The sequence below is a fragment of the Ureaplasma parvum serovar 3 str. ATCC 27815 genome, assembly GCF_000019345.1.
In the GTDB taxonomy this organism is placed as follows: Bacteria; Bacillota_I; Bacilli_A; order Mycoplasmatales; family Mycoplasmoidaceae; genus Ureaplasma; species Ureaplasma parvum.
In genome coordinates, this window is the sequence record NC_010503.1 from 400,315 (window position 1) to 413,197 (window position 12,883).

At 26.1% G+C, this 12,883-nt stretch carries 11 protein-coding genes; 8 read left to right on the forward strand and 3 right to left on the reverse strand.

The window, feature by feature from the left end; translation table 4 throughout:
- Window positions 1-2 precede the first annotated feature (2 nt).
- Both UPA3_RS01850 and UPA3_RS01855 read right to left on the reverse strand, forming a co-directional pair.
- The gene (locus tag UPA3_RS01850; RefSeq protein WP_006688721.1) at window positions 3-332 is read right to left on the reverse strand and encodes an MG284/MPN403 family protein; all 330 of its coding nucleotides are present in this window, start codon (window positions 330-332) and stop codon (window positions 3-5) included.
- 226 nt (window positions 333-558) lie between these two features.
- On the reverse strand, window positions 559-1,584 hold the full coding sequence (locus UPA3_RS01855) for a hypothetical protein (RefSeq protein WP_006688625.1): 1,026 nt from the start codon (window positions 1,582-1,584) through the stop codon (window positions 559-561).
- 105 nt (window positions 1,585-1,689) lie between these two features.
- Here UPA3_RS01855 and truB point away from each other — a divergent pair, with 105 nt between their 5' ends.
- From truB to UPA3_RS01895, 8 genes are all read left to right on the forward strand, one after another.
- A complete protein-coding gene (truB, locus tag UPA3_RS01860) occupies window positions 1,690-2,373 on the forward strand; it encodes a tRNA pseudouridine(55) synthase TruB (protein ID WP_006688525.1) in 684 nt (227 codons plus the stop codon).
- On the forward strand, window positions 2,339-3,190 hold the full coding sequence (gene ribF, locus UPA3_RS01865) for a riboflavin biosynthesis protein RibF (protein WP_006688419.1): 852 nt from the start codon (window positions 2,339-2,341) through the stop codon (window positions 3,188-3,190). The genes truB and ribF overlap by 35 nt, the downstream gene beginning before the upstream one ends.
- A gap of 142 nt (window positions 3,191-3,332) precedes the next feature.
- Entirely contained in the window at window positions 3,333-5,000 is a 1,668-nt protein-coding gene (locus tag UPA3_RS01870; RefSeq protein WP_012317007.1) for a Vmc-like lipoprotein signal peptide domain-containing protein, read from the forward strand.
- 14 nt (window positions 5,001-5,014) lie between these two features.
- Window positions 5,015-6,085 carry an iron chelate uptake ABC transporter family permease subunit gene (locus tag UPA3_RS01875; protein WP_006688601.1) on the forward strand — a complete coding sequence of 357 codons (1,071 nt, stop codon included), beginning with the start codon at window positions 5,015-5,017 and terminating at the stop codon, window positions 6,083-6,085.
- Window positions 6,086-6,090: 5 nt separating this feature from the next.
- Window positions 6,091-7,194: an iron ABC transporter permease gene (locus tag UPA3_RS01880; protein ID WP_006688598.1), complete on the forward strand. Its 1,104-nt coding sequence runs from the start codon at window positions 6,091-6,093 to the stop codon at window positions 7,192-7,194.
- Window positions 7,195-7,342: 148 nt separating this feature from the next.
- Window positions 7,343-8,977, forward strand: a complete 1,635-nt coding sequence (locus UPA3_RS01885; protein WP_010891743.1) for a hypothetical protein — start codon at window positions 7,343-7,345, stop codon at window positions 8,975-8,977.
- Window positions 8,978-9,069: 92 nt separating this feature from the next.
- On the forward strand, window positions 9,070-10,704 hold the full coding sequence (locus UPA3_RS01890; RefSeq protein ID WP_006688796.1) for a hypothetical protein: 1,635 nt from the start codon (window positions 9,070-9,072) through the stop codon (window positions 10,702-10,704).
- Between the two features lie 157 nt (window positions 10,705-10,861).
- Window positions 10,862-11,386 (forward strand): hypothetical protein, encoded by a 525-nt coding sequence (locus tag UPA3_RS01895; protein WP_006688461.1) that lies wholly within the window; start codon window positions 10,862-10,864, stop codon window positions 11,384-11,386.
- Window positions 11,387-11,427: 41 nt separating this feature from the next.
- Here UPA3_RS01895 and UPA3_RS01900 read toward each other — a convergent pair whose 3' ends face one another.
- Entirely contained in the window at window positions 11,428-12,855 is a 1,428-nt protein-coding gene (locus tag UPA3_RS01900; RefSeq protein WP_006689143.1) for an NADP-dependent glyceraldehyde-3-phosphate dehydrogenase, read from the reverse strand.
- Between the last annotated feature and the right edge of the window lie 28 nt (window positions 12,856-12,883).

Here is a 12,883-nt window from a genome sequence, read left to right on the forward strand (position 1 = left end):
AATTAAATTTTTAAATCAAGATATGCAAGTAATTCAATAATTGCTTTTTTACGATATGCATAATATGTTGAATAACTATAAGGTAATTCACAAATTCTTTTATTTTGAATATAAATTTCTTTAATAATTTGAGCACTAGTTTTATCTAATGCTTCTAGAACTTGCTCAACATATTCAACAAAATGCTCCCATTTTAAATATTTTTGATCATCTTTTGGATCATAATCTTTTAATTGACGATATAGTTCTCGATTTTTGCATTGAAATTTAGCAAATAAATATTCTTTAAAAAATTTTTTTACCTTAGCCATATCTATTTTACTAATACACATAAAACCTCCATCTTTTTTAATAAAAATAAAGCAAGTATAATTAAATTAAAATATATTTTTTCAGTTTAAGAATATCAAAAATGTACAGAAAATATTTATTTTTTTATATAAAATTTTAGAAATTTTTTCTAAATTTATTTAATATTTGAACTTTAAATATAAAAATAATTTATATTTACATGGAACAAAAAAAGATGATAGCATTTTAAATGTGAAATCATCTTTTTTAGTAAATGTTAATATCTTGAGTTTGTTGACTTTGATCAATTTCTTTATTATTAATGTTAATTAAATTAGTTTTTTTATTTAAACAACCATTTTGGTATTTTGATTTTAGTGACTCTGCTATTTCTTTTTCTATAATGATTAAATCTAAATTATCAAAATCTTGTTTAATTACTTTTTGTAATTCAAAAATTTTTTCATCACTATCCATATCAATAACCATAATGATGTTTAATTCTGCCAAACCAGAATAAATATAATTCATTATTCTCATTAAATTATAATCAGCATTCATATTAAAAACAAAACGATGGTTATATTCTTTGATCCCTTCAATAAATAATACTTTACGTTTTAGTATAAATTTGAATGAATTAATTAAATTCATCCTTGCGATCAAATAATCTTCTAAGCTCATTTTATTAGTTCTAGGTCTAATTTTTTTAATCATGTATATATATAAACAACTAAAAAATAAAAAAAATAGGACTAATAAAATCAATACAACTACACTAGGACTTGAAAAATAAGCTTTTCAAACTTTTGGAATTAATTCTCATTGATCGACATTTAAGATTGATGATCCACCAGTTAATCCATTAATATTAGAAGGAGATAAATTTTTCATAATAATCTGTCCATCAATAATTAAATCTCCTTTAAATTGACCACGACTTAATGTAATTGATTTGATAACACAGTCAATAATTGGCCTTGCAACACCAGCGAGAATACATACAATTAATGCAACGATACAAAATAAAAAAAAGATTTCGATTAATCATGAACGTAAAGAACGTTTTGCATGTGAAATTTCAGGATTTAATTTATAATTTGTAGTTTGAAATCATCATTCCATGAAATAAAATAGAATTTTACTTTTTTTCTTAATATGAGCATCAAAGCTTTCACGCACAATTTTTAAAAAACGATCATTACTATAAATCGTTCCACTATCATGCAAAAAACGAGTGTCAAAACTGCGCTTTTTACGAAATGATTTATTTACAATTAAAATTGTTTTCAATAAATATTTTCCTTTATCTTAATTAATACTATATAAACTTTATTTATTAATATTAACAAATTATTATTAATAATTTATTCTTATTACTGATAAAATAATAACATTATGAGTGCTATTAGTAAAAATATTATTATCATTAACAAACCAATAAAATGAACTTCTAATGATGTTGTTCAAAAGGTTAAACGGGTTATTGGTGCTAAAAAAGTTGGACATGCTGGAACTTTAGATCCTAATGCTTCAGGTGTTTTAGTATTGGGAATTAATGAAGGAACAAAACTATTAACAAAATTAATACTAGATAATAAATCATATATTGCTGAAATTAAATTTGGAACATCAACAAATACTTATGATGCAGCAGGTGAAATTGTTTCATCTACAAACCGAATGGTTACATTAACTGAGGTTACTAAAATAGTTAAAGATTTTTATAAAAATGATTATTGACAAAAACCCCCACAATTTAGCGCTTTAAAAATCAACGGGCAAAAAGCTTATGTTTTAGCACGTCAAAAAGTTGATTTTGAAATAGCACCACGATTAGTTAAAATATTTAAATATCAAATTATGGATTTCAATTATGAAAAACAAATTTTAAAAATTTCTTTACATGTTTCTAAAGGTTTTTATGTTCGTTCTTTTGCTGTTGATTTAGCTACTAAAATTAATAATCTAGCTCATTTATTGACATTAATAAGGACGCAAAGTGGACCTTTTGAGATTAAAGATGCAATTGAAATTGAACAAGTCTATGATTATTGAAATAACATCAACAAATATTTATAAAATTAAGCAACAATTCGTCATTAATGAATTAATTATTGGTTTTTTTGATGGAATTCATTTAGGTCATATGAATTTATTATCAGATCCTAATAACCAAACTATTTTAACTTTTAAAAATATCCCACGTAAAATAAAAAAATTATATGATTTTAATGAGCGAATTCAACAATTAGAAGATTTAGGATTTAAAAGGATTTTTATTTATGATATTGATCAAAACAATTTAAGTGGGGAAGAATTTATTGATCAAATTTTAAAGCCACTAACTCCAAAAAAAATTATTGTTGGTGCTAATTTTACTTATGGCAATAATTTTTGTAATGCATCTAGTCTAAAACAATATTTTAATGTTGAAATTAAAATTATTACTAATGATGTTAGTACAACTAAAATTAAAGAATTAATTATAAATAAACAGGTTGAAATAGCTAATAAATTATTAATTAAACCATATTATCGTGTGGGAAATGTTGTACGTGGCGATCAAATAGCTCGTAATATTGGTTTTAATACTGCTAATATTTTATGTGATAATAATTTAATTGATATTGCTGAAGGTGTTTACAAAGCACAAGTAATTTTTAATAATAAAAAGTATGATAGTGTAGTTTATTTAGGAATCCCTAAAACAATTAATACTCGCTCTTTTTCAATGATTGAAGCACATATTTTAGACTTTAATCAAAATATTTATGACGAAAGAATTAAGATTGTTTTTTTGAAATATTTAGCTCCTAATTTAAAATTTAATAATATAGATGAATTAATCACTGCAATTAAAAATTATATTAAATTGGTTCTTGATAAAACAAATTAGGTATATAAACCAATAAATAATTTTTTATAGTAGTAAAATCTTAATGGCTATTATAAAAAAAACATAAACTTTCATGGTTTATTTTTTGTTTAAAGTAGTTGTATATTTAATTATTATAAATAGAGTAAGGACTAATCATTTTATGAAGATGAAAGCTAAGAAATTTTTAATTACAGGATTATTAGGTGTAGTTAGTTTAGCAACTATTACCACAGTAGCTACAGCTTGTACAAATGGCAATAATCAAAAGGCTAATACAGTAAATAATAAGTCTGATTTAAAAACAAATCCAAATATTAATTTAACTCAACAAGATGTAGAAAATTTGGAAAAACAAAGACAACAATGAAGTGAAGATTTAGATGTTTATTTTAATGGTGGGTTAAGTAAAAGTGGCAAAAATTTTGACCGTATAAATACATTATCATCAAATGCAACGGAATGATTTAAGAATCATCAAAAATTAGCGGCAACACGTGATTCTGGATCATTGGTACAAGATGATGCAGCTTATTCATTTGGAATTGCACCCGATTATGTTCATTATAAATGAGTTTCAAAAGATGGTGGCGACGTTTCTCCATCATATTTAAAACCATATTGAAATAAAAATTTAACTGAAGGTAGAAACTTTTCAAAATTAGACCCAAAGACTTTGGATGATAATGGAATCGGTGTTTTATTAATATCTGATCACCATTATGGTAAATGAAATGATAATTTTTTAAGCAAAAAAACTGTTGGTGGATTAATTATGCAATCACGAGTTTCTGGTTTGCCATCACACTATCCTGCTGTTCTAACACCAAAATTTTTATTTGATCCTAATTTAAATCCAAATTTAAAAAAATATGCTTCTGCTAATTATGCGTTACCTAATTATTACTCTGACCCACTAGATGGGATTATTTTAACAGGAAAAACTTTAGATCGTATTTATGATGCTAAAAAGTTTTCTAATGTTTATAATGCACATGTAGCTGGCAAAACACATTTTGAGACATTCACAGATTTTGCAAAGGCAATGGTTGATGAAACGCGTCGTGGAATTTCACAATGATCTTTAAAAAATGATAAATGAAAAGATAAAACAGTTTTAATGGTTATGCCTAACTTTACTCCAACAGCTAAAATGGTAGATGTTAATTTTAAACCAGAAGACTTAGAATTCTTGAGTAATGTTTGCATTAATGAACCTATGTATTGTCCAACAATATATAGTGATCCAAATGATAAATATTTACCTGGATTAGGTGCAAAATTCCCTATTCCAGTAAATCATATTTCACAAGTGCAAAATTATATTGATGATTATGGACAAATTGGTGGAAAAGTATTAAATGGTACTGGTAATCCAGAAGCATCAAAACAAGTTGGCCCAACTTTAGGTGATGCTTTTAAAGATACAAGTGACGTTGTAGTTTTCTGTTATAACGAATACGGTTTATTAAATTACAAACCCGGAACTGAAGAAGGCGAAGCTTTAGTACAACAATTTGAAAAGAATTTAACAAATTATGTTAATGGTTTAACAAAAGAAACAAAAAATCAATTTGTGCCAACAAAAGTTTTAAAAGAAAAACCAGTCGTGGGTAAGAATTTCTTTATTGAACGTAAAGGTAAGTTCTATGATGCATGTTATGGTTTTGCTGGTCAAGATTTAGTAGTTAATACATTAAATAAATGAACAAGGGGAGCTAACGCTCAAAATATAGATTTAGGGTATCCTATTTTTAATAAAAATACAGTTAAACACATTAGAGCATTTAAGGATTCTTTAGGTGTTAAAGTTTTAGACAAACAAAAATAGAGAAATAAATAGTTATGCAAATAAAACAAGTAAATATTAATAAAAAAGATCTTTCTATTTATAAAAAACTCATTGAAGCAAAAAAATTTGTTAGTACACAAATTCGTCGTCCTTATATGATAACGATTATTGTATTAACATTTATTATCTTAGCTGTTGGTATGTTTTTTATGAATGTTTTTTATGAAAAATCTACATATTTTGATGCGAATTATAATACTCATGTAACCTATTTTCGAACTTGAGCTAAAGTAGTAGCTGATGATAAAAGTATTTTATTGTATTGGTATCCACCTATCGTTAAATTATTTGTAGCAATTTCTATGCCGGTTGCTGGATATGCCATTCAGATTACAACTCAGAATCGTTTATCATCACCTTCAACATTAGGATACATTCCAGTTTCAATTTTGGCTTATGTAGCAATGTTGATGATTGATCAAGGTAAAAGCTGATTAGTATATGTTTTTGGGTTTATATTTTCATCATTTATCATTTTAGTTAATTATATTTTACAACGACAAAAATCTAGTAATCGTTCATTTAAACCAGTTTTAATTGGATTTGCTATATCTGCAACAATTACAGCGGTAGGTTTAGTAATTGCTGTTTCACGTCCAAATATTTTAAATCGAGTGACAATTTGAACTGGTGAATTACCAAATGTTTATGAGTGATTAAAATTATATATTTCAATGCCTTTAATTTTGATTTGTTTATTTGCTTTTTTAGTATTATCACCAAAATTAAAAATTATGCAACGCGATTTTGCTTTGGCAAAATCTTTAGGAATCAAAGTTAATTTAATTTTTTGAGTCGTGACAGTTTTAACAGCAATTGTAACAATTGCAACTGTTAATATTACAAGTCCCATGATTCTATTAGGTTTAATTATTCCAAATATAGTTAGGGCAACATTTAATAAACATGAACCATTATTTGTATTTTTTGTATCTATTGTATTTTCATTAGCATTGTTAGAAGTTTCATTATTTTTATCACTAAATTATCGTTTTGGTCCTAACTTTTTAATGGCTATTGTTAGTGCATTTGTGTTAATTTTTATTATGCGAAAACACGGATAAATAATATGAAAAATCCATCACGATTTATATTTATAATAAAAAATAATATTTTAAATACCATTAACAATGCATCATTTATTGAAAATGGAAATTTCAAGAAAAAATTTCGGGTTTATGCACGCAAGCAACATTTAGCAGCTTGAGTTATTAGTATTGTTACAATTCTTTTTTTATCGTTATTAGTTATGTTTATTAAAATTAATAACCAAGGTCAATTATTAAATAATCGGACTCCTTTAGATTTGTTTAAAGTAAATTATGAAACAATCTTACAAATTTGAATTACAGGAGCATCATTAGGAGCATCAGCTTATATGTTCCAACGGATTACTAAAAATCGATTAGTTGATACATCAACTCTTGGGATAGGTAATGTTTGTTTGATTGGGTTATTTTTTTTAGCAATATCAATTAATTTTGAAAATTATGGTTCTCAAAAACTTTTTGAAAATTTATTACCTTTTATTTTTATAATATCAGGAGTATGTGCCGGATTAATTTTGTATTGATTTTCAAAAAAACGAACCGGTTTTAGCCATACAAAGTTAATTGTCTCTGGTGTATTCATTAATTTTATTGCTATTGCTTTATCAATTAGCTTAAAAGACAATTTAACTCTAGTTGCATCAAATTATATTGACGATCGTTTGTTAGGTAATTTTTCAAACCGTAATAGTACTGAAAAATATTTAAGTTATGCTGTTTTTTTATTTTTAATGATATGATGCTTTTTGCGTTCTGCTAAATTTAAAGTTGTTATTACAGATACAATGATTGCTGAACAATTAGGATTAAAAGTAAAATTATTGAATTTAGAAATGATTTTTATCTCATCTTGTTTAACAGCTGTTTCATATATTATGGGAGGAAATGTATTATTTTTAGGAATTGCTGCAGCAAATTTAGGGTATGCGGTTTTTGGTAATCGCTTTAGTTCATCAATAATTTTTTCAAGCTTCATCACCATTATCTTTTTAATTTTTGGTCAATTTATTTTAGATAATATCGTTCAAAATTTAACTAGTTTGGTATTTGACGCCCCTATTGTAACTCCTTTATTAGTAGCTCCAATATTTACATTTATTATCTTATTTAAAAATAATATTTAAGCACAATCTTAGTAGTGAACAAGCCATATTGTTCACTATTTTTTTTTTTTTTTGGGTGGTAAATGGAAAAAAATATATTTATTTTTGTGTATTAAAATTAAAGGTATTAATAATTTTTTTAAATAAAAAATAAAGAAAGAATATTGTTATGAAATATAAAAAAATTTGAATTACTTCAATAGCTTCTATTGCTTTTATAACAACTATTGTAAGTACAACTACAGCTTGTAGTAAAGTTAATAATGAAGTTAAGTCTTCAAATGACATTTTTAAACAAATATTACCAACTAAAGAAGAACTTACAAATTTAATTAAAAGACGTAAGGATTGAGCTAATGATTTACAAGTTTATTTTGAGGGTGGAAAGTCTGCTTCAGGAAAAGAATTTGAGCGAATTCAAACTTTAGCAACAAATGCAAGTATATATTATCAAAAGAACCAAAAAATTGCTATGACGCGTGATTCTGGCTCATTATGTCAAGATGATGCCGCATATTCATTTGGAATTGCACCAGATATTTCTAATTATCGTTGAAAAGCAGGTGATGTAGAAGAAGTTGTACCACATTATTTATCTTACCTTTATAATCCTAAATTAACTAAAGGTATGGAACTTAAAGGTGTTAAAGCAGAAACATTAGCTGCTGAGAATGTAGGTACTTTATTTATTGCAGATTTTAAATTTGGAAATTATAAAACTAATTTTTTAGATAAAAATAAAATAGGTGGAATTGTTATGCAGTCACGATCATCAGGTTTGCCTTCAAAAACACCAGCTTTATTCATGCCTAATTGGTTATTTGGTAAAAATAACCCTTATTTAGAGACTGACGTTAACGCTTCAGCTGGAATTACAGATTTTTTTGTTGATCCATATGATGGCTTAATCTTTACAGGTAAAACCTTAGATCGCATTTATGATGCAAAAAAATTTGATAATGTTAATAAAGCGGTTATTGATGGTAAAAGCAATTTTCAAACATTTACAGATTATGCAAAAGCAATTGTTAGTGTTGTACGAAAGAATGTTTCGAATTGAGCTAAACAACATAGTTATTGAAAAAATAAAACTGTTGTTATGACAATGCCAAACGTAATGAAAGGAGCACGAATTATTGATCCTAATTTTAGTAAAGATGATTTACTATTCTTAGGTAATATTTTTATTCCACAACCTGTTTATTTTCCAATTTTATATGCAGACCAAAATGATGAATATACACCTGGATTAGGAGCTAAATTTCCTATTCCTAAAAAAGATATAAATGAAGTTCAACGCTATGTAGATAATTGAGGTTGAATAGGTGGAGCAATTTTAAGTGATGCTACTAATCCTGATGCTGCAAAACGTGTTGGTCCAACATTGGGTGAAGCTTTTGAAGGAACGGTTGATAAAGTAATTTATTCATATAATGAATATTTAATTAAAGGATATAAACCAGGAACAGCAGAAGGTGAAGCTATAATTAAAAAATTCGAAGCTAATTTAGCAAAATATGTAAATAGTTTAGATATAAATACAAAAAATAGTTTTAATCCTACAAGGATTTTAAAAGAAAAGCCAGTGGTAGGTAAAAACTTTTTTATCGAAAGAAAAGGTAATATTTACGATGCTAATTATGGATTTATAGGTCAAAAAACTATGGTTAATATTTTAAATCGTTGAATGAATGGTGAAAATAGTCCAGAAGTTGATTTGGGTATTCCTAATTTTACTAAGGATAATGTTAAACATTTACGTGCTTTTAAAGATGAATTAAATGTTAAAAATACTGATGAATAATAAAAATTTTACGCATTGGAAGTTTTTATGCATAAATTTTTTAAATTTATTAATTAATCATTTAAACTTAAAAAAGGAATTACTAAAAATATATGAAGTTGAAGTTTAAAAAAATCTTATTATCTATATCAACTAGTTTAATAATTTTATCATCAATTATTACAATTGCTGCATGTAGCAATCAAGTAAAATCTAAAACAAATTTTTCAAAAACAACACCAACTTTAGAAGAATTGACTGAGCTTAAAAAAAGAGAAGAAGCATGAAAAGCTGATTTAGAAGTTTATTTTGAAGGTGGAGTAAGTAAGTCAGGAAAAAAATTTAATCGAATTGAAACTTTATCATCAAAAGCTAGTTCTTATTATCAAAAAAACCAAAAAATTGCGGTTACTAATGATTCTAGTTCGTTATGTCAAGATGATGCACTATATGCATTTGGAATCGCACCTGATTATTCTGGCTTTCGTTGAAAAACAAGCGAACTTGAAGAAGTACATCCTCATTATTTAAATTATTTATACAACTCTAAACTAACAAAGGGAATGAATTTCACAGGTAAAGGAGCATTACCAGAGAATTTTGCTAAATTAAATGTGGGTACATTATTTATTGCTGATTTTAAATTCAATAAGTATAAAGAAAATTTTTTAGATAAAAATGAAATTGGTGGTGTAGCAATGCAATCACGATCATCAGGTTTGCCTTCAAAAACACCAGCCTTATTCATGCCTAGCTGGTTGTTTGGTAAAAATAATCCTTATTTAGAAACTGATGTTAATGCTTCAGCTGGAATTACAGATTTTTTTGTTGATCCATATGATGGCTTAATCTTTACAGGTAAAACCTTAGATCGCATTTATGATGCAAAAAAATTTGATAATGTTAATAAAGCGGTTATTGATGGTAAAAGCAATTTTCAAACATTTACAGATTATGCTAATGTTGCTGTAAAAGCTGTTCGAAAAAGAGTTTCACAATGAGCAAAACAAAATAATAAATGAAAAGATAAAACAACGGTTATGATTAGTCCTGATGTAATGCCAAATGGTCGAATTGTAGATCCAAACATTACTAAAGAAGATTTATTACATTTAAGTAATTTTTTTATTACCCAACCCGTTTATTTACCAATTTTATATGCTGATCAAAATCATCCTTATACACCTGGAATGGGTTGTAAATTCCCTATTCCTAAAAAACACTTAGAAGATGTACAAAAATATATTGATAATTGAGGTTGAATAGGCGGTGCAATATTATCATCTAGTGCAGAAAATCCTGATGCTGCAAAACGTGTTGGTCCAACATTGGGTGAAGCTTTTGAAGGAACGGTTGATAAAGTAATTTATTCATATAATGAATATTTAATTAAAGGATATAAACCAGGAACAGCAGAAGGAGAAGCTGTAATTAAAAAATTCGAAGCTAATTTAGCAAAATATGTAAATAGTTTAGATATAAATACAAAAAATAGTTTTAATCCTACAAGGATTTTAAAAGAAAAGCCAGTTGTTGGTAAAAATTTCTTTATTGAACGTGAAGGAACATTCTGCGATGGTTGTTATGGTTTTATGGGTCAAAAAACAATTGTTAATATTTTAAATCGTTGAATGAATGGTGAAAATAGTCCAGAAGTTGATTTGGGTACTCCTAATTTTACTAAGGATAATGTTAAACATTTACGTGCTTTTAGAGATGAATTAAATGTTAAAAATACTGATGAATAATCCTTCGTAATTATAAAAAATGTGAATTATTTCTTTATATTTATAAGAAAGCGTTCACATTTTATTTATTATTTTTAGAGTTTATCTAAAAATTTAATTCTTACAAAAAGAATTAAAGTAGAATATATATTAGTTTTATAAAAATAAGGATTAATTAATGAAAAATAAGTATTTTAGAAAAAATAAATTTTGGTTATTAATACCAATAAGTTTTGTAAGTCTTGGAAGTATTACATTAGTTGCTACTGCTTGTGTAAAGAAAAATTTTTATCCTAATACATTTGCAGATGATCAGATTTATATCACTAAGAATAATGAAAAAACTGTTAAGTTTCGTATTAGTCGTAATGATGAAGAAAATAAAAAGTATTTTAAAGATGATCTTAAATGAAATACTTTCATTAATAAACTTAAAAAAACTTATATTAATGTTGAAACTGTTATTCCAAAAGAAAACGCAAAACAAAATATTAAGCAACAAGATTTATGCATGCGCGCATTACCTGTACAAGTTTTAAGTAATAATAAATATGTTGATATTTACGTAAAGATTCCTGTTTTATTAGCTAATACTAAAATGTTAGTTGTTGGTGATGATTTACTAAAATCATTTTATTTTGATACAGATAACTTAATAATGAATGCTAAACATTTTCAACCAATTCCTATCAAAATGCTTTAGTTTGTTAATAAATAAAAACCTCTTTTTAAAGAAGGAGGTTTTTATTTATTAATGATTATTCCTTTGATTGTTGTCATTGATAAAATTGCATCAACAATACCTTGAACACCAAATCCAGAATCTTTAACACCAAAAAAAGGTAAAATATCTGGACCACGTGAACTTGATTTATTAATGTTAATTGTTCCTGATTCAATTTGTAAAGCTAATTGTTCAATACTTGCATAATTTGTTGTAAAAATACAAGCTTGTAAACCATATTGTGATTGATTAATTAAATCAATAGCTTCTTGTATACTATTATAAGTTATAATTGGTAAAATAGGACCGAATGGTTCTTCTCAAGCTACGCGCATTTCTTTTGTAACATTATCAATTACTAAAGGATGCAAAAGGTTATTTTTTTCATTATAAACGATTTTTTGGTGTACTATTGCTCCTTTTTTGATTGCATCCTCAACTAATGATAAGTTATATTTTAATGAATTAGAATTAATTAATGGAGTAATTATGGGATTTTGTTGTGGTAAACCGACTGTTAAAGCGTCAACTTTTTTGTTAATTAAATTAACTAATAAATCATGATTTTTATGCGAAACAAATACTCGTTTGATTGCAGTACATCTTTGCCCGCTAAAGCCATAAGCACCTTTAACTATTTCATTAGCAGCTAGTTCAAAATCCGCATCATCTAAAACAAGGGCTGGATCTTTTCCTCCTAATTCTAAAACTAAAGAAATCTTTGATGTTATTTCAGCAATATGATTGCCTACTTTAGGTCCGCCCGTAAAGCTAATCGCTTTAACATATTTATTAGTAACTAGTAGATCACCTGTTATACGTGCTTCAGTTGTTAAGCAGTTAACAACTCCTTTTGGAAAACCTACTTCATGAACTAATTCACTAATTCGAATACCAATTAATGAACCTTGTGTTGATGGTTTATAAACTAAACTATTACCAGAAACTAATGCTGGTGCTAATTTTGAAATCAATAAGTTAATAGGATAATTAAAAGGACAAATTGCTAAAACAACACCAACTGGAATACGATAATATGTTGCCACTTTGTTTTTAACATGGTGAACTGTTTCATCAAAAATAATTGGTTTTTGCATTAATTTTTGATACTCAAAAACTGTTTCGCGTAAATAATCAGCACTTCGTTCAACTTCAATTAGGCTATCTTTTAATCCTTTTGCAATTTCAGTACTAATAATTTGTGCTAATTCTTGTTTATGTTCATCTAGTTTATCGGCTAATTTTAAAAGTAGATCACAACGATATTTAATTGGTGTGTCCTTAAATTTTAGATATGCTATATGAGCATTTTCAAAAATAGTATTAATTTCATTTTCATTATGAATGTTAGGAACATAAGCAATAATTTGATTATTAGATGGATTATAAACTGGTAGTTTTTCTTTAGCATCAACAAATGCTCCATTAATTAATGTTTTATAGTTCAAATTAAAAACCTCCTTTATTATTTAAATT